This is a genomic window from Dyella sp. LX-66 (assembly GCF_018599165.1).
Taxonomy (GTDB): domain Bacteria; phylum Pseudomonadota; class Gammaproteobacteria; order Xanthomonadales; family Rhodanobacteraceae; genus Dyella_D; species Dyella_D marensis.
Map to the genome: position 1 here is coordinate 167,314 of NZ_JAHFVJ010000004.1, position 18,873 is coordinate 186,186.

General features: G+C 67.9%; 9 protein-coding genes. 5 read left to right on the forward strand and 4 right to left on the reverse strand.

Annotated features, from left to right (window positions below):
• Window positions 1–8: 8 nt before the first annotated feature.
• From KK141_RS09830 to KK141_RS09850, 5 genes are all read left to right on the forward strand, one after another.
• Window positions 9–10,277: a LysM peptidoglycan-binding domain-containing protein gene (locus KK141_RS09830; RefSeq protein ID WP_214570571.1), complete on the forward strand. Its 10,269-nt coding sequence runs from the start codon at window positions 9–11 to the stop codon at window positions 10,275–10,277.
• A 138-nt stretch (window positions 10,278–10,415) separates the two neighbouring features.
• Entirely contained in the window at window positions 10,416–10,802 is a 387-nt protein-coding gene (locus KK141_RS09835; RefSeq protein WP_214570570.1) for a VOC family protein, read from the forward strand.
• A gap of 171 nt (window positions 10,803–10,973) precedes the next feature.
• The gene (locus KK141_RS09840) at window positions 10,974–11,408 is read left to right on the forward strand and encodes a hypothetical protein (RefSeq protein ID WP_214570569.1); all 435 of its coding nucleotides are present in this window, start codon (window positions 10,974–10,976) and stop codon (window positions 11,406–11,408) included.
• A gap of 131 nt (window positions 11,409–11,539) precedes the next feature.
• A complete protein-coding gene (locus KK141_RS09845) occupies window positions 11,540–13,144 on the forward strand; it encodes a carboxylesterase family protein (protein WP_214570568.1) in 1,605 nt (534 codons plus the stop codon).
• A 21-nt stretch (window positions 13,145–13,165) separates the two neighbouring features.
• The gene (locus KK141_RS09850; protein WP_214570567.1) at window positions 13,166–14,689 is read left to right on the forward strand and encodes a S41 family peptidase; all 1,524 of its coding nucleotides are present in this window, start codon (window positions 13,166–13,168) and stop codon (window positions 14,687–14,689) included.
• A 46-nt stretch (window positions 14,690–14,735) separates the two neighbouring features.
• On the opposite strand, the gene KK141_RS09855 is transcribed toward KK141_RS09850, so the two are convergent.
• The 4 genes from KK141_RS09855 to KK141_RS09870 form a co-directional block, all read right to left on the reverse strand.
• On the reverse strand, window positions 14,736–15,869 hold the full coding sequence (locus KK141_RS09855) for a hypothetical protein (protein WP_214570566.1): 1,134 nt from the start codon (window positions 15,867–15,869) through the stop codon (window positions 14,736–14,738).
• A gap of 295 nt (window positions 15,870–16,164) precedes the next feature.
• A complete protein-coding gene (locus KK141_RS09860; RefSeq protein ID WP_214570565.1) occupies window positions 16,165–16,782 on the reverse strand; it encodes a LysE family translocator in 618 nt (205 codons plus the stop codon).
• Window positions 16,783–16,858: 76 nt separating this feature from the next.
• The gene (locus KK141_RS09865; protein ID WP_214570564.1) at window positions 16,859–17,653 is read right to left on the reverse strand and encodes an AraC family transcriptional regulator; all 795 of its coding nucleotides are present in this window, start codon (window positions 17,651–17,653) and stop codon (window positions 16,859–16,861) included.
• A 649-nt stretch (window positions 17,654–18,302) separates the two neighbouring features.
• Window positions 18,303–18,839, reverse strand: coding sequence for a hypothetical protein (locus KK141_RS09870; RefSeq protein ID WP_214570563.1), 537 nt, complete (start codon window positions 18,837–18,839; stop codon window positions 18,303–18,305).
• Window positions 18,840–18,873 lie beyond the last annotated feature (34 nt).

The window sequence follows — 18,873 nt, forward strand, 5'->3', positions numbered from 1 at the left end:
AAATCTCGATGGCCAGCACCGCGATCCAGAACCTGCAGGCGGCCCTCAAGGCCAGCGTCGATGCGAGTACGCCCTTCGCGCTCGATGCCGCCTACCTGACCGCCGGCATGGCGGACCCTGCCGTGCAGGTGCCGGCCTCGTACGACGCCGACCTCGCCAAGGCCTTCCAGGTGAAGACCGCCGCGGACTTCAAGGTCTCGGCCAAGCCCGGCAGCGTCGGCCCGATCGGCAATGACAGCTTCAGCGTGCAGAGTGTCAGCCTGCCGTTTATCGGCGTGCAGCTGAGCGGCACCGGCAAGCTTACGTTCTCGCTGTCCGCCGACGGCGCCACCCTGGTCATCGCGATCGAGAGCAAGCCGGCCGGCTGGACCTGGACCACCTCGTTCCCGCGCATGACCGGCTGGCAGTTCAAGGTGCTGCCGGTGAGCTCGGCGACCTTTACCTTCCTCAGCTCCAACGGCCCGCGCCAGAGCGCGGCCATCGGCTGCGGCGTGCCCGCTTCGGCGACGCCGCTGTTCACCCTGTTCGATCCGATCATCAAGCCACCGGCGCTGGTCACCCTGCGCGGCGACCTGGACCTGTCCACCTACAACAACACCAGCGTGCTGTTTCCCAGCGGCGACCTGCGCGGCTCGGTCAGCGACGGCAGCTTCTCGCTGATCTACCTGCAGGTGAGCAAGCCGGCCATCGCGCTGAAGATCCCGCCGCCGGCGGATGCGCAGGGCAAGCAGATCGCCGACACCCAGCAGACGCCGCAGCTGTCGATCTCCACCGAATTGAAAGTGGACGGCGCCAGCTCCGCCTTCCTGCTCGAAGTGGCGCTGCCGCAGCAGGCCGACGGCCGCGTGCCGTTCGACATGTCGCTGCGCGCGCTGGCGGATTCCAACGGCCCGCAGCTCACACCTTCCACCATGCTGGCGCTGGCCGGCGGCGCGCAGAGCGGCGGCCGCAGCTATCTGTCTTCGGTGCCGCCGGTGCTGCAGCAGTTCATGACTTCGGTGAGCCTGCGCGGGCTGGCGCTGGCCGGCATCGTCGGCTCGCCGCCCGCGCTCTCGCGCATCGGCCTGCAGATCGGCAGCGTGCCCGGCATGCACTGGACGCCGCTGCCCGACGCGCCGCCGGGCCTGGATTTCACCTTTACCTCGTTCGCGCTGGACTGGTCGCTGATCGATCCGTTCAATGCGGCCACCCGCCAGCAGGCGTTTCAGTTCTCCACCCAGTTCACCCTGGCGCCGGCGATCTTCAAGGGCAAGAAGCCCGGCACCGACGGCCTGTTCACCGTCAGCTTCGGCTCCGACCTGCAGTTCGCCGCGGGCTTCGCCGGCACTGCCTCGCTGCGCGACTTCGTCGACGTGCTGTCGGGCGGCTCGATCACCCTGCCCGACGGCGTCAATGCCAGCGTGTCGGACATCACCGCCACGGTCGATTATCCCGAGCGCAGCTTCACCTTCGGCAGCGGCTTCGACGTCGAGGTGAGCTTCCTGGAAGTCGGCGGGAAACCCATCCTGGCCATCTCCGACGGCCGCATCGACCTGGCCGCGATGACGCCGACCCAGGGCGACACGCAGAACGCCAACGGCGACCAGACGCAGTGGCAGGCCAGCATCGGCGGCACGCTGTCGGTGGGACCGGTGGGCGCCAATGTCCTGCTCGCCTACGACGGCTTCAGCACGCCGGCCAGCTGGGCGCTCAAGGCGCAGCTGGCCGAGTCGGTCAAGATCAACGCGGTGATCCGGCAGTTCTTCGACCCCTACGGCAGCTACGACTTTCCCGACTTCCTGCCTGGCGACGTGGAACTGAAAACCTTCGTCATCGATGCCAAGCTGGCCAGCAAAGGCGGCAAGCCGCCGACCACGTACACCATCGACACCACCTTCTCCTGGCTGTTCGACCTGGGCGAACAAAGGGTGGGCATCAACCCCGCGCACCTGATGATCGCCTACGACGGCGCCAAGCCGGCCAGCCAGCAGTTCTCCGGCCTGGCCGAAGGCACCTGGGTGTATACCGCGATCAATCTCGAACTGAAGATGGGCTACCAGTTCCAGCCCACCGCGGAAGGCCCGAACGACACCTTGTACCTGGAGTGGGAAGGCTTCCGCGCCACCTACGAAACCGGCAAGGAGCAGATCACCTTCTCACTGAAGGGCTGGACCGTCGGCACCTTGATCCAGGCGCTGGTGCGCACGCTCGGCGACCCCTACTTCACGCTCGCCTCGCCGTGGGACCTGCTCAACCAGATCTCGCTCGATGGCCTGAGCCTGATCGTGTCGCTGAAGTCCGGAGTGAAGAACCGCCTGTCGGCCGCGTACACGCTGTCCAGCCCGCTCAATCTCGGCTTTATCGTGATCAAGAGCCTGATCTTCCGCCGCGACACCGACGGCAAGGTCACGCTGGCGATCGACGGCACCGTGCCTTCGCCGCTGCAAGGCACCATGGGCGACCTGCTCGATCCGGCCAAGGGCCAGGACGTGCAGAACATGCCGTCGGTGCCGGGCGCGGGCCAGGAATACTTCAAGCTGTATCTGCTGGCGCTGGGCCAGCGCATCGGCATCACCGGCTACCAGGGCTTCGCCACCACGCAGGAGGCGATCCTCGCGCTCGAAGGCGTGCCCAACACCATCGCCAAGCAGAACCCGGTCAATCCCACCGCGAACGAAGGCACGAGCAAGGGCATCCCGTATTACGACCCGGCCAACCACTGGCTGATCGCCGGCCATATGGGCGTGCTGAAGATCGCTGGCGTGTGGACGGTCGACGTCAAGGTGGTGTTCAACGATCCGAACCTCTACGGACTGCGCCTGGCGCTGGCCGGCCCGCGCGCCGGCGGCCTGGCCGGCCTGGTGGTGGACATCATCTACAAGAAGATCACCGACGACATCGGCCTGTTCCAGCTGGAGTTCACCTTCCCCGATTCGATCCGCAACCTCAATTTCGGCGCGGTGTCGGTGGTGCTGCCGCAGATCGGCATCCAGGTCTATACCAACGGCGATTTCCTGATCGACATCGGCTTCCCGTACAACCTGGATTTCCGCCGCTCGTTCTCCATCTCCGCCATCGTCTACGGCGTGCCGGTGCTCGGCTCCGGCGGCCTGTACTTCGGCAAGCTCAGCGGCGCCACCGCCACGCAGGTGCCGCGCACGGACCTGGGCACCTTCAATCCGGTGATCGTGTTCGGCTTAGGTTTGCAGCTGGGCCTGGGCTACAACTTCGTCAAGGGTCCGCTGCAGGCGGGCTTCGCGCTCACCGTGTTCGGCATCATCGAAGGCGTGATCGCGGCCTGGCATCCGTACAAGCCGGCGCAGTCCGCCAGCCGCGAACTGATGCAGGCCGGCTCCGGCAGCCTGCAGGACGAGTACTACTTCAAGATCAGCGGCACGGTCGGCATCATCGGCCTGCTCTACGGCAAGGTCGATTTCGCGATCATCCAGGCCTCGGTCAACGTCAACATCACCTTGTCGCTGAAGATCACCTACGAGTCGTACCGCGCCATTCCGCTGATCGCCACCGCGCGCGTGGACATCAGCCTGAAGGTGAAGATCAACCTCGGCCTGTTCTCCATCTCGATCTCGCTGTCGTTTGCCATGACGGTCACGGCCAGCTTCGTGATCGGCTCCGACAGCAAGGCGCCCTGGGACAGCCCCAGGCTCACCGCCGCCGCGCATGCCCGCCGGCGCCAGCTGCTCACCGAAGGCCCCGCCGCCATCCGCGCCCGCGCCAAGCAGCTGCGGCCGCAGCCGCGCCGCCTGGCCGCGCATCTGGCCGCCGCGGCGGACAAGCCGACGCTGCACGTGGTCACCGCGCCGCAGTACACCGTGCTGGCCGCGGAGAAGGCCACCGATCCGTCGACCCAGCAAGGCGCCTTCGTGTTCCTGTTCGCGATGGATGCGCCCACCATCGACGGCGCGGCCACCGGCCAGACCTCGTTCGACCTGTTGTGCAACGCCTACTTCCCCTGGCTGATCGACGCGCTCGGCGGCGATCCGGCGAAGCTCAGCCGCGCAGATCTCGAGACCTTCATTGCGCGCATCGCCGACCTGGACGATCCGGCGCTCAGCACCAAGGACCTGCTCGGCTTCCTCGCCGACCACTTCACGTTCGACATCGCCACCACCCAGGCCAGCACCCAGCAGACGCGGGACGCGCTCGCCGCCGGCGCCATGCTGTTCCCGGTGTTCGACGGCCTGTCCCTGAGCGTGCCCGACCCGGACGGCGGCAGCGGCAGCAAGCCGATCGCGTTCGAAACCTATGCCACCGCCACGCCGACGTACCGGCGGCAGGTGTCCGAGACGTTCGCCAAGGTCGCCGTGCAGATCGGCGAGGAACAGTCGGCGCTGCGCGCCACGCTCACGGCGGACACGCCGGAGTCGATGGCCTCGCTGGTGTTCGGCGACACCTTCTCCATCGTCGGCCGCCAGCTGCTGCAGGCCGCTCTCGACGCGCTGGACGCCTACGTCTACAAGCTGAGCAACAGCAGCGCCTCGCCGGATTCGATCGGCTGGATCATCGACTGGGCCAACCAGCGCGGCAACGACCTGCTGCCCGAGGACGTGGCCCTGCCGAACCAGGACCATCCGCTGAACGCGTCCACGCGGCTCACGCTGGCGGGGCTGAGCAGCACCATCCAGGCCAGCGACACGCTGCGCTCGGTCGCCACGCGCTACTCCGACGCGGCCAACCCGGCGCGCTGGACCACGCCGGCCGCATCGCTGGTGACCGGCAACGGCGACGCGCGCGTGCTGCGCATCGGCGTGCCGCTGAAGCTGACGGACGCGGACAACCAGACCGTCGACTACACCACCACGCCCGGCGACTCCTTCGCGGCCATCGCCAGGACGCTGCGCATCACGCTCGATGCGCTGTCGACGCAAGCCAACCTGCTCGACGCGAGCGACCTGCTCGCACCCGCCGCAGCATTGGCGATCCCGTCGTTCGCCTACACCTGCGCTGAAGGCGACACGCTGGCCAGCATCGCCACCCAGTTCGCCACCACCGTGCCGGTGCTGGCCGACAGCAACCTGCAGGTGGCCGGCCTGTTCTCGCTCGACGCCAACGGCGGTGCGTTGTCGCTGGCCAACCTCAGCATGCTGCCGGCCGCGGATCTGTGGACCGCGATCCAGGCCACCGACCAGGTGGCGATGACCGCCGGCATGGTCTCGCGCTTCCTGATGTTCGGCCTGCGCCTGCCCACCGGCGCGGGGCTGAGCCTGTCGCAGTATTTCCTGTATCTGAGCGGCCAGTCCGCCTATGGCCTGTACCAGCTCACCGGCCAGCAGTTCCCGGTGCCGGCCAAGCTCAGCGACGGCAATTACAAGATCCAGGTGTTGCGCGCCGACGCGTCGCACGAGGTACCGCTGACCTTCGTGCATTTCAATGGCGCGCCCGGCAAGGACGCCGAGGTCGAACTGAGCTCGGCCTGGAACCTGCTCGATATCGTGGTGAGCTGGGCCAAGACGGGCGCCTTCCAGCCGGCGCCGGGCTTCGAAGCCCTGCCGCTGGCCGACACGGCGCCGCGTGCGGTGTCGCTGGGCAACCCCGCGCTGTGGTCCACCTCCGATCGCACCGCGCTGGGCCTGCTCACCGACCGCGGCCAGGGTCCGGGCAACCCGCTGGCGCAACCCACCTGGTGGTCGCTGCCCGGCGGCTTCGTCGCCGAGACGGCGGCGCGCCAGGCCGCGCTGGCGCCGGTGTTCCCGACGCTGACGGAACTGATGCAGCGCATGCCGCGCTACCTGCCTTCGCGCGTGGTCAATTCGGCCTCCGGCGCGGAAAGCACGGTCACGCCGCTCACCGCCTTTGCCTGGGCTACCCGCGTCGACGTACAGATCAAGCGCATGCCGGCGCAGTCGCTGGCCGATGCGCAGCCGCAGGGCGAAGGCTCGGTGCCATCCGGCCCCGCGCTGGCGGCGTCGCTGCCGAATGTCTACGAACTGGTGGCGCCGGCCAGCGAAGTCGGCGCGCAACTGGCCGGCATGATGCGCGCGATGGCCGCGCTCGGCCCTTCGCTGACCTCGGGCGTGTCGCTGCTCTACAGCCAGGCCACGGGTGCCGCGGCGGGTTCCGGCGATGCGGTGGAGCTGGTCTCGCTGGGCGCCGCGGAATTCCTGTCCTTCATCACCCAGACCAATCTCTCCACCGAAGCCAATCCGATGGCGACCTTGCAGGCCGCGCGGCTGGGCGAGATCGAAGCGCCGCACGGCATCGCCAACTCGCCGTCCGAGCTGGCGCGCCTGCTGTGGGAGCTGTCGGTGGTGCGCAGCGGCGGCTATTTCCTGTATTACCGCGTGCTCGACGGCGACGCCGGCCTGCCCGCCTCGCTGTTCGACGCCAACGGCACGGCCACGCTGAGCTTCGTGTTTACGCTCGCCGCCAAGGGCGGCGCGTCGATCGGCGACACCCCGCTGGACTTCGTCAACGGCTTCGTCACCACCGACGACATCGACCGCCAGCGCGACATCGTCGAACTGGTGGCGCAGACCGCCAACACCACCAGCAAGCCGCTGGATGGCCAGGCGTCGCTGGCGATGCTCGCCGCGACTTACGGCATCTCGCCGGGCCGCATCGCCAGCGGCAATCCAAGCGCCGTGGTCACCGCCAGTACGCAGCTCACCATCGCCGGCATCCAGCGCCAGCTCGGCCCCGCCGACGTGGCGAATCCGGCGACGACACTGGAGACGCTCGCCACCTATTACTCGCAAGGCGCCGCCACGCCGATCACCGCGGCGGACATCGTCAAGCTCAATCCCGGCGTCGCGGTGGCGCTGGGCGCGGTGTTCTTTATCCCGGCGGTGGAATATGTGGTTGCCGCTAACGCCAAGCCCGGCCAGACCCTGGGCTCGATCGCGAACTACTACGGCCTCTCGCTCGACGCGCTGGCGGTGCTGATCGCCGCCGTGCCCCGGCTGCTCATGGCCGGCACCGTGCTGAATCTCGATACGCAGGCGCTGGAACCGCGCAGCACGATCGGGCCGGCCAATCTCGGCATCGCGCTGGAACGCGCCAACCTCGGCCAGCCCTCGCTGCCGGTCAACCCCACGCCGGGCGACAAGGAGACCTTCGCGCGCGCCTCGATGTACGCGCTGTACAACACGCTGTCGGCCGGCTTTGCCGCCAATGCCTACTTCACCGCCAGTCCGCTCGGCCTGCCGTTCGGCCCGCAGGCCGATGCCGCGGGCGCGACGCCGGCGCATCCGCTGCGTGCAGCGGCACACCGGCGCGACCGGCTCGCGGCAGCGCTGGAGGAGGATTTCCGTTATCGGCAGATGCTCGGCCTGGGCACCTTCGCCAAGGTCAATCCGGCGATCGATGCGCCGTATGCGCCGGCCGCCGACAATCCGTATGTCGGCGTCGGCACGCCGGCGCAGATCGCGCTGCAGTGGCAGGACCTGTTCGGCAATACCACGATCACGCCCTTCACCAAGGTGCCGCCGGGCTATACCGGCGCCATCAATGGCGAAGCGGTGGCGGTGCGCTACCGCGACACCCTGGTCAATCCCTCGGGCTGGCCGCAGGCGCTGCTGTACTACAACTACTCCGGCGATGCCGGCAGCGCGATGCTGGAGATCGAGCTGCAGCTCAGCGTGCAGAACTACACCGGCCAGCTCGACCAGGCGCGGCGCGATCTGGCGCTGTATCAGCTCGTCTACTACCAGCTGCACCAGGACTACAGCAAAAAGAACGTGCCGAACATCGACGGCAACGCGGTGAGCATACAGCTCGCCAATTCGCTGCTGGCCCAGCCGCTGCGCACGCTGAGCGACAGCGAAGCTGGCGTGATCCGCGGCTTCGTCGCCGCCTGCGCGGCGTATCTGGCCGCCCTGGTCGGCAGCGCGCCGCTGCCGGCCGCGCCGAAGGCCAAGCTGAGCGTGGCAGTGGATCCCGCGGCGCTGGCGGCCGGCGACCTGATCGAACTCGATCTCAGCCTGAGCCTGACCCGCCAGCCGCTGCTGGTCGATCCGGAAGTCGCCACCCTGCCCGGCGGCCTCAGCGTGGATTGCCCGGTGCTGCCCAAGCCGGACGGCGGCGAGAGCATCGCCTATACCGACTTCGCCAAGCGCTTCGAAACCGTGTTCCAGGACAGGACCTGGCGCCTGCGCGTCGGCGAAGGCCTGCGCGCGCAGAGCGATGCCGGCAACGCCAACAGCCGCCAGTTGTGGGCGGTGCGCTTCGGCGCGGGCGGCATCGGCTACAAGATCGGCGATGCCTCGAGCTATTACGCGCCGCGGCCGATCGCGCGCGCGCTGGTCAACCGCTCGGCCACGCTCACCCAGTACCCCGGCGGCGACAGCATCACCTCGGCGTTCACCGGCGTGGACCAGAACCTGTGGTTCCAGACCGTGCTCGATGCCATCGACACCTTCCTGTCCGGGCCGACGTCCACGTCGGTCTATGTGCTGGATGCCTTGCTCGGCGCCGACGATCCCCTGATCGACGGTTATCTGGGCAAGGTGCTGGCGGCCAAGCAGTCGCTGGCCGATTCGATCAGCGCGAGCGTGGCGCCGATCCTGTCCACCAGCGCGGACGACAGCTCCTCGCTGTGGGCCGCGCAGACCACGCTGCGCCAGCAGCTGCTGGCGCAGCTCGGGCCGGCCTATGCGGCCGGCGCCACCCTGGTGTTCGGGCTGGACAACGTCACCGGCGGCAGCGGCGACCTGCCGCCGCGGCTGTACGGCCAGCCGCGCGCCACGCTGGCGGCGAACTCCGCCAACGAGAATTACAGCCTGTCGCCCGCGCGGCTGCCGCTGGGTCCGACCACGGTGGACGGCAATACCTATGCACCGCGGCTGGCCTTCGGGCTGACCACCAAGAACGTGAGCGGCCAGGCCTATATCCCGCTGGACCTGCACTACCAGATCAGCCATATGGAATTCGGCCGCAGCGCGGTGCCGGGTATCGACGGCTATCTGCAGAGCCAGTGGCTGGCCTTCGTCAGCGGCCCGATCGACACCACGCTGGGCGCCAGCACCTCGAACGTGCCGGTGGTCAATCGCGCCCTGCCGGTGCCGCCCAGCATGACGCTGCAAACCGGCGACAAGCTGCACGACGAGCCGGCCAGCGCCGACCAGCTGCCGCTGTGGACCTACCGCTTCAGCTATGCGGGCGAACAGGCGGCGCAGGACCTGGTGTGCGTGACCATCGAGCTCAATGCGCCGATCGACAACCTGTTCGCGCCGCGCGCCAACGCACCGGACCTGTTCACCGCGCTGGCGCAGTTCGTGTCCAGCTATCCGGCGGTATCGGCCGACATGGCGCTGAGCCTGCCGGCGATCGGCGCCGGCACCGCCGACGAAGCGACGGTGGAGCTGGCGCAGCGCGCGGTGCAAGCCTTCCAGCAACAGGTCAGCGCCGTGGCCGCCGCGCATGCGGCCGGCGCGCCGAATGCGCAGGCCATGCTGCTGGTGGAGGCGCCGGCGCGAATCGAAATCACCATGAACACGCGGCTGGACCGCACCGGCCAGGACGAGGCGATCAGCGAGATTCTCGACCTGCAGATCAACAGCGTCGCCGCCACCTGGAACGCGGCGGCCGGCACCATCTCCAACGGCTCGATCGTGCTGCCCGCGCCGTGGATCGAGATCGCGCCGGAAACCTACGAAGCCGAACCGGTCTCGCCGCCGCCCGCCAATGTGGCGATCGCCTACCGCTATCGCGATGGCGAGGGCAATTACCTGTCCTTCGACGAGGCCAGGGCGATCGCCACGCGCAGCGTAGCCATGGAGGGACTCAACGTGCTGATGCACCAGCATGCCTGGTCGTCCCTGCTGGTGGAGCGCAACCGCATCCTCACGCCGATCGCCGACGCCGCGCGCATCAAGACCCGCGAAGACTTCGTGTTCCAGACGCCGACGGTGAAATTCGCCAACCCGCTGGTGCCGCGGCTGGAGTACACCAGCTTCCCGCTCGACGGCGTGGCGCCGCCCACGGCAGGCGTGGGCGAAGTGCTGGGCGCGTTCTATGCAGCACTGTTCACCGGCGGCAACGGCACCATCGATACCAGCGCGGCCATGACGGGCGCCTATTCGTACCGCGTGATCCCCGGCGTGCCGCGCACCGTGCTGCCGATCAGCATGGTGCCGCCGATGGATACGCCGGTGACGCCGACGCCGGCGCCTGCCTTCGTGGCGCCGTTCGCCGGCATGATCGACGAATGGCTGGCCATCGAGGACCCGACCCGCAAGGGCGATGCGCAGCTCAACTACACGCTCACTTTGTTCGCCACCACCGCCGCGCGCCAGCCGCTGCTGGTGGTGAGCGACCTGTGGCGCACGATGCCGCCGTAAACGCGCGCCGCTCTCCCCGCCTCATTGCGGGGCGGGGAGCGGCGGCGCTATTGTCGCTGCGTTTTGCCGCGGCGCCTGCCCAGGCAGACATCGACGCGCGCCCGTCCGCGCCACTGTCCCACTGCACTGGAGCAAGCCATGAAGCGAGTCACCGGCATCGGCGGCATCTTCTTCAAAGCCAAGGATCCCAAGGCGCTCGGCGCCTGGTACAAGACCCATCTGGGCATCGACGTGCAGGCCTGGGGCGGCGCCGCCTTCCGCTGGAAGGGGCCGGACAATCCCGACGGCGGCGGCACCACGGCGTGGAGCCTGTTCGCCGCGGACACCGATCACTTCGCCCCGAGCCAGTCCTCTTTCATGATCAATTACCGCGTCGACGACCTGCATGCGCTGCTGGCCGCGCTGCGCGCCGAAGGCGTGCAGGTCGAGGACAAGGTGGACGAGTCGGACTACGGCAAGTTCGGCTGGATCGTCGATCCCGAGGGCAACAAGGTGGAGCTGTGGGAGCCGCCGGCCGGCATGTAATGCCCGGAGATTTTTAATCTGTAAATCAATACATTACAATAATAATTGAATGTAGTTTCGCCTGGCCGTGCAACCGCTCGTGCGCAAGGATGCGCGCCGCCCGTTCGTGGCGGCACTCAAGTCCGCCGCGCATCGGCCGATGCAGACTGCGTAGCCTGAGCAGGAACCCGAGTGAACGTCAGTTTCAGTTTGTCCGGTGCGATCGCGCCGTTCCCCGTCAAACCCGGCGGCGCCGGCACGGCGCAGGCCGGCAACTCGCCGAAGAGCCATTCCGTCACCGCCACGCTCAGCGCCGCGACCTCCGGCACGCGCCCGTCGGCCGCCAAGAACAGCAGCGATTCGGACAGCGGCAGCATCACGGTGCAGACGCTGCGCAAGCAGCTCGAACGCCTGCAGAAGCAGCTCGCGCAGCAGGAGCGCCAGCTGCGCGCGGCCGTCGCCCGCGACAAGGACAACGATCCGGCCAATGCGCCGCGCATCGCCGCGCTGCAGTCCGCCGTGTCCACCACCATGGGGCAGATCGCCGAGACGGTGGCCAGACTCGCCGCGGCGATCATGGCCGAGAGCGGCAGCAGCAGCGGCGGACTGGTCAATTCGGCGGCCTGAGCGCCCTGCGCTCGCCCCGGCGGAAAAAACATAAGACGGCATGGCCGATATCTGATAAGCCTTGGGCTTCGTCAGATGCCGGCGATGCGCGATGATCGGGCGCCTCGCCTTTCCCACTGAGGGGTTCGAACATGCCCGATGCTTACTCGCTGAAGCGCCGCCGTGGCCTTGCGCTTACTCTCGCCATCTCCTTTGCCATGGCCTGCTCGCCGCTGCTTGCCGCGGATGCGCCGCCGGCGGCGACCGTTGCCACCGGCCGCCTTGCCGGCATCCACGACGCGAAAACCGGCCTGAACGAGTTCAAGGGCATTCCCTACGCCGCGCCGCCCGTCGGCCCGCTGCGCTGGAAGCCGCCGCAGCCGGCGCTGGCATGGAAGGACCTGCGCAAGGCCGACCGCTTCGGCCCGCGCTGCATGCAGCGCCCGATCTTCAGCGACATGGTGTTCCGCTCCGACGGCATGAGCGAGGACTGCCTGTACCTCAATGTGTGGGCGCCCGCGAACGGCGCCGGCAAGAAGCTGCCGGTGCTGGTGTACTTCTACGGCGGCGGCTTCGTCGGCGGCGATGGCTCGGAACTTCGCTACGACGGCGCCGCCCTGGCCCAACGCGGCATCGTGACCGTCACGGTGAACTACCGCCTGGACGTCTTCGGCTTTCTCGCCACGCCGGAGCTGGCCGCCGAGTCGCCGCAGCATGCCGCCGGCAACTACGGCCTGCTCGACCAGGCCGCGGCGCTGGCCTGGGTGAAGCAGAACATCGCCGCGTTCGGCGGCGATCCGGACCAGGTCACCATCGGCGGCGAGTCGGCCGGCTCCATGTCGGTGTCGGCGCTGATGGCGTCGCCCTTGTCGAAAGGCCTGATGCGCGGCGCGATCGGCGAAAGCGGTTCCGTGCTCGGCAATCTCGAACCGCGCCCGCTGGCGCAGACGCTGCAGGAAGGCAGTGCGTTCGCGCGGCGCGTGAACGCAAGCTCGCTGCAGCAGTTGCGCAAAGCCAGCGCACAGTCACTGCTGGATGCCGCCGGCCAGAAAGACGTGCCGGAATTCGGCCCGACCATCGACGGCTATTTCTTCCCGCGCTCGCCCACGGCTATCTATGCGGCCGGTGAACAGGCGCATATCCCGCTGCTGCTCGGCGCCAACTCGCAGGAAGGCAGCTACGTCAACCTGCTCGACAAGGCCACGCCGGATCCGGCCCATTACCGCGCCGCGGTACAGAAGCAGCTGGGCGAACACGCCGATGCCGCGCTCAAGCTCTATCCCGGCACCAACGAGGCGCAGATCAAGGCCAGCGGCACCGCGCTCGCGGGCGACCGGTTCATCGCCTACTCGACCTGGGCGTGGATGCGCGCCCATCGCCAGACCGGTCAGGCGCCAGTGTTCTATTACTTCTTCAACCAGGCACGCCCGGCCAAGCGCGATGGCAGCGCCGGCCCGGATGCCGGCGCGGTGCACAGCGGCGAGATCGAATACGCGCTGGGCAACCTGCCGGGCAACGCCGTGTATGCGTGGACGCAGACCGATCGCCAGGTCTCCGAAACCATGCAGGCGTATTGGGCGCAGTTCATCAAGACCGGCACGCCCAATGGCCCCGGCCTGCCGCACTGGCCGGCCGCGGCGGACAAGGACGGCGGCCTGCTGCGCCAGACCATCGGCGCGGACACGCGCACGCACGTCGACCGCGATGCGGCGCGCTACGAGCTCCTGCAGCGCGCGCTGGCGGGCGAGCATCTCTGAGTGGCATCGATGCGGCGCCGCATGCGCGGGCTTGCGCTGGCCCTGGCCATCATGGCGTCGCCCACCGGCGGCGCCACCCCCGCCACGGCGGCGGAACCCGGGCCGGCGGCATCCACGGCATTGACGCCGGCCCAGACCAGCGAAGACCTGGAGCTGGCCCTGTCCGCGCTCGAAGCCGCCCTGCCCGACCTCTACTGGCATCAATCGCGCGCGGACTGGCAGAGAGCCAAAGCCGCCGCGCGCGCCAGGATCGGCACCGTTTCGAGCGGCGAAGAACTGTGGCGCATCCTGATGCCTCTGCTGGCGCGGATCGGCGAAGGCCATATGAGCCTCGCGCCCAGCGCCGCGATGAAACAGCACGAGCGGGACACGGCCCTGCTGCTGCCGCTCGCCGTGCACTGGACCGAACGCGGCGCCTACGTCATCGACGGCTACGGCGAGGCCGGCGACATACCGCAAGGCACCGCCATCGTGTCCATCGACGGGAAGGACGCGCAGGCGCTCGCCGACGAACTGATGTTCGCCGCTACACGCGACGGCATCATTCGCACCGGCATCCTGCGCGAAGCCTCGGGCAAGGGCTATGGCGAGCTGCTGTACCGCATGACCGGCTCGCGCGCGAACTTCCACCTGGTCCTGCGCACGGCGGACGGCAAGCTGGTGGAGCGTGACGTCGCCGGAGTCGCTCCCGCCTTGCGCAAGGAACGCGCATCGGCCGCCACGCCAGACGTGGCCACGCTCGAATGGCTGGATGCCAGCACCGCGTATCTCGATGTCCCGACCTTCAGCAACAAGAGATACCGCGCGGCGGGCGCCGACTTCGCCGCCACCATGCAGCGGCTGTTCGACGAGCTGCACCGGCACGGCGCCGCCAACCTGATCCTCGACCTGCGCGACAACGGCGGCGGTTCCGAACCCAACGAAAGCATTCTGTTCTCGTACCTGGTGGAGCAGCCGCTGCATAAATACGCGGCGGTGGAGGCGCGCGGACGCCGCATCGCGGTCGACGATGCCAGCGGCAGGCCGTACGAGGTGGAAGTCTTCGACGGCGACGAATTGAAAACGCAGCGCCGCCTGCCGAATGGCCGGCTGACCCGGCGCAATCTTCCGCCGGAAGGCCTGATGACCCGCTGGCAGCGCGCATCGCCGGTGTATCGCGGCCGCCTGGTCGTGCTGGCCGGCGGTAATACCTTCTCCGGCGGCGCCGAACTGGCCTCGATGCTGTTCCACGTGCGGCGCGCCGTCTTCGTCGGCGAAGAGGTGAGCGGAACCCATGAAGGCAATACCAGCGGCTACCGCTGGTCGCTGGACCTGCCCAACAGCGGCATGAGCCTGCGCATACCGCTGCTGCAATTCCGCTTTGCCTGGCCCGGCCTGCCGCACGACCGCGGCGTGCGCCCGGACTGCGCCGCGCCGCCGGATGTCATGGAGCTGGGCCTGCGCAGGGATGCCGCATGGCGCGCCGCCAGGGACATCCTGCGCCAGCCGTGGACGACGCCAGGTGCAGCGACCTGCCCCGTCGAAACGATCGGCGCCGACGCTTAGCGCCGACCGCGAGGGTGTCTTCGAACACCCTCGCGGCCCCTGCGTTTCAATCCGCGTAGTCTTCCGCGTGGCTCACATCGTCGGTGGGCCACCAGTAGCGGCCGTTGTCAGCGGGCGACAGGTTGGTATTGCCGTCGCCGAGCCGCGCCTGGTAGACGTTGTTGCGCCATACCGATCCCTGCGCCGTGCCGCCCCACAGGCCGCCGTACACCGGGCCCCACAGTTCCTTCAGCTCCGCCGAGAACACATTGCCGGTCACCGTCAGGTTGGTGGCGTTGTTCTTCACGCCGAAGCTCAGCGCATAGCCATAGCCCGACACGTAGTTGTTGGTGAAGCTGATGCGGTCGTAGACGCCATCGCCCTGCAACGCCAGCGCATTGGTATTGCCCAGCGAGGCGATGGTGTTGTGGTCGATGATCATCGGCCCGCCGTCGCCTTCGCTCTGCGGCCCGATGCCGTCGTGGTGGTAGACGTTGTGCGAAGTGTCGGCCGCGTCGTGGATGTAGTTGTTGGTCCACGTCGACGGGCGGTCCGGAAAGCCCGTGGTCATCTCCAGGCCCGCATTGCCCCAGATATCGTTGTGATCCATCGTCGCCACCGCTTCGTTCATGGTGGTGACCAGCTGCCAGGACTGCTTGAACGGCGTGCCGGGCGTGGTGTGCGACGAGGACACCGTGCCGTCGTTGCCCGGCGGCAGCGCATAGGCGCTGGGCTTGAAGGTCGAATAACGGAAGGTGACGCTGCTCGCCGCATACAGCTGCACCAGGTTGTCGTTCGGGCTCTTGCCCTCGAACAGGCAGCCGACGAAGGTGAGGTCGTCGCCGTAGATCACTACTTTCGAAGCCAGGAAGCGGGTGAAGGCGATCACGCTGTGATCCGGATAAGTGACGATGATCGGCTTGCTCGCGCTCATGCTCGCGGCGTAGTCGGTGAGGTGGCCCGGATACGCGCCCAGCCCCAGGCCGCCGGTATTCGCCGGCGTGTTGGCATAGCCGGTGTTCGAGAAGTCGGGCCAGTAGCCGGAGCCGTCGTTGGGCCGCGCCGTGAGCGCGGTGGCGGCAGTGGCGTAGCGGCTTAGCGGATCGGTGCCGGGCGAGGCCGCATGGGCCGCGGCGGGTAGTTGCGTCAGCAGGAAGGCGGCGAACAACTGGGAACAGACAACGGTACGCGCTGAATGCATGGCTGATTCCTTGTGAACTTCAACGTGGGAACACGGCGCGGCGCACTGCCGGCCTTGGATCAAGACTTCCGACCACGGATGCACGGCGCTTCGCGGCAAGCGGCTGCCGCGAAACTGACGACTGGACGAGACAGCTGCCTTGCCTGTGACATGCAAGGCGATATGAGCGGTATGGATGGCCCCCGCGGGCTTGGTGAAGCCCGAGTCAAAATGACTATACACATTGTATATGTCGAGCCAGGCGGCCTTGCTGTCGACGCGCTCACACATTCCGCGAAGCGTGTCTTTCGCTCGATTACGTCCGGGTAGTGGCAAGCGCCAGCTTCAATCCGAGGCCGGCGAAACCCAAGGCAAACACGCGGCGCAACCACGTCGTCACCCGCGGGCGCGCAAGCACATGTGTCCGCATGAAGGAGGCGAACGCGCCATAGATCGCGAACACGATCAGGGTCATCAGCATGAACACGCCACCGAGTTGCAGCAGGCTGGCGACCGGCGATGGATCGTCCCTGGCAATGAACTGCGGCAGGAAGGCCAGGAAGAAAATCGGCAGCTTCGGGTTGAGCAGGTTCAGCAGGACCGCTGAGGCCACGATGCGCAACGGCGAGCGCGCTGCTGCCGCAGCGTCAGGATCGAGCGCACTGCGATCCCGCCACGTGCGCCAGGCCATATAGAGCAGATAAGCCGCGCCGGCATACTTGAGCAGTTCGAAGGCCAGGGCGCTGGCGTTGAACACCGCCGCCAGGCCGCATACCGCGGCCGCCATATGCGGCACGATGCCCAGCGTGCATCCGAGCGCCGCCAGCAGGCTGGCCCGCGTGCCGCGCGACAATCCGGTCGACACCGTATAGAGCACGCCGGTGCCGGGCGATGCCACCACCAGCAACGACGTGAGCAGGAAGGCGATGCTCATGCAGCCTCTCCTTAGAATGAGGGAGGCGCGACCATCGCAAAGGCAGCGCGGGCGGTCTTGAAGAAAATTGCGCGGCTCAGCGCAGCGCGTCGCGATAGCGCCCCGGCGTGATGCCGAACTGGCGCAGGAAGGCGCGGGTCAGATGGCTTTGATCGGCAAAGCCGGCGAGCTGCGCGGCTTCCGCCAAGGCATGGCCCTGGCGCAGGTAGCGGCGCGCCAGGCGCACACGCCACTGGATGCGATAAGCATGCGGCGTGGTGCCGACGTCGCGCAGGAAGCCGCGGATCAGCTGGAAGCGGCTCACATCGCATGCGGCCGCCAGCTCCGACAGCGAAGTCTCGGCAGCGGGTTCGGCGTCGATCCATTCCAAGGCACGCGCCACCGAGGGCGAAGCACAGGCCAGGCGCGGCCCGCTGAGGCGATGCTGCTTCACCACCCGCACGAGGCAGGCCAGCAGGAGTTCGTCAACGTGGCCGTCCGGCGATGGCAGCGCATCCAGCAGCTGCGTCACCTGCTGCGCCAGGCCACGGTCGTGCACCACCGGCTGGAGCACCACGTCGCCGCCGCCGAATTCCGCAGCCAGCTCCTGCGCCACCAGCGCGGGTTCCAGATAGGCGATATGCCAACCGCGCGGCCCACCGATCGGCGTACCGTCATGCACCTCGCCGGGATTGACCATGATCACGTCGCCCGCTACGGACTGCACCGCGCCGACCACGCTCCAGGACGTCTGCGCGCCCGCGGTGATCACGCCGAGGCCGAATTGATCGTGGGCGTGGCGGGGGAAGCTGTGCTCGCTGAGCAAGGACAGAGCTTCCACGCCGGGCAGGCCGGAGCGGAGTTGCACTACCTGGTGGATTTTCTTCGGCAAGAGGCGATCGGGCGCTGCGGCGATAGAACCTAAGCATAGGCTTTCTCGGCCCTCAGCTCACGGCTCCGCCCGGCCCCTCACCCCAACCCTCTCCCCGGCGGGGAGAGGGGGATGGAGGGCGCGGCGACAATCGAACGAAGAGCATGCGGCGCAGCCGCAGCGTTCCGCTTGCGCGCTTTTGCTCCGGCTCTTGATCCACCGGGTCCCCTTGGCGCCGGCGGTGAGGGCTGGACGAAAAGGCCCCGCAGGGGGCGGGGACACGATGTCCCCGCCTTTTTGATCAGGGCATGGATGCCCTGTCAAAAAGCCCGGCCAGCCCTCACGGACCCTCAGCAGCTTTGCTGCTGAGGGCGCCAAGCAGGGTGCCCTCTCTTTTTGGTTACTTTTTCTCTGGGCACGCAGAGAAAAAGTAACTCGCCCCGCGGCAGCGGGGCGAAACCCTCGCCAAAGGCGAGACACCCAACCGTCAACGCAACAACCGAGCGACAAAGTCCCTGGATTCCAGCTTTCGCTGGAATGACGAGCGAGGCCTACGCCGGGATGACGAAGTTGAGACGATGAGGCAAGACCGTTGCTCACCCCAACCCTCTCTCCCACGGGGACTACCTTCGAGTCGCCCAGAGGGGAGAGGGGGTACGACGTTCGCCCCTCAGATGGAATGCCGGTAAGGCTTCCCGGACTGGCAATCCTGCACGTCCTCCTGCGTCAGCCGCGCATACGGACGCAGGCTTTCCTCCTTGGCGATCATGACGTCCTGCGTCTGGCGCATCTTCTCCAGCGACGAGCAGAACTGCGGCGAATGCGGGATCTTCTCGGCATCGGCCTCGATGCCCTTCGATGCGCCGTCGGTGCCGTGGATCATCGAGCCGAACAGCAGCCGCGGCACCGCATACCTGGTCAGGCGCGAAGCCGCATCGAACGAGATGTCGATCACTTCCAGCGAGGCTTCGCGGTAATCGAGAATGGCCGAGCGCTGATCGGCGGTCAGCGCCAGCGGCTGCTTGTCGATGGTCACGCCGCCGGTCACGTCGATATAGGCCTTCGGTACGTCCTTGTCGCCGCGCAGTTCCAGCGGCTCCTGGTGCATCTTGATGCGGTCCGCTTCCATGTCGCGCCTGGCCGCGCCGGAGCACCCCGCAAGCACGAGCGCGGCAACGGACAGCAGCAGCAGGGGACGAACTTCCATGGCGCACTCGCATCGACTGGCAAGGCGCCGAAGA

Coding starts and splice junctions, on each gene's coding strand:
- KK141_RS09830 (WP_214570571.1), top strand. CDS start 9: ATGGCCAGCACCGCGATCCAGAACCTGCAGGCGGCCCTCAAGGCCAGC.
- KK141_RS09835 (WP_214570570.1), top strand. CDS start 10,416: ATGAAGCGAGTCACCGGCATCGGCGGCATCTTCTTCAAAGCCAAGGAT.
- KK141_RS09845 (WP_214570568.1), top strand. CDS start 11,540: ATGCCCGATGCTTACTCGCTGAAGCGCCGCCGTGGCCTTGCGCTTACT.
- KK141_RS09850 (WP_214570567.1), top strand. CDS start 13,166: ATGCGCGGGCTTGCGCTGGCCCTGGCCATCATGGCGTCGCCCACCGGC.
- KK141_RS09855 (WP_214570566.1), bottom strand. CDS start 15,869: ATGCATTCAGCGCGTACCGTTGTCTGTTCCCAGTTGTTCGCCGCCTTC.
- KK141_RS09860 (WP_214570565.1), bottom strand. CDS start 16,782: ATGAGCATCGCCTTCCTGCTCACGTCGTTGCTGGTGGTGGCATCGCCC.
- KK141_RS09870 (WP_214570563.1), bottom strand. CDS start 18,839: ATGGAAGTTCGTCCCCTGCTGCTGCTGTCCGTTGCCGCGCTCGTGCTT.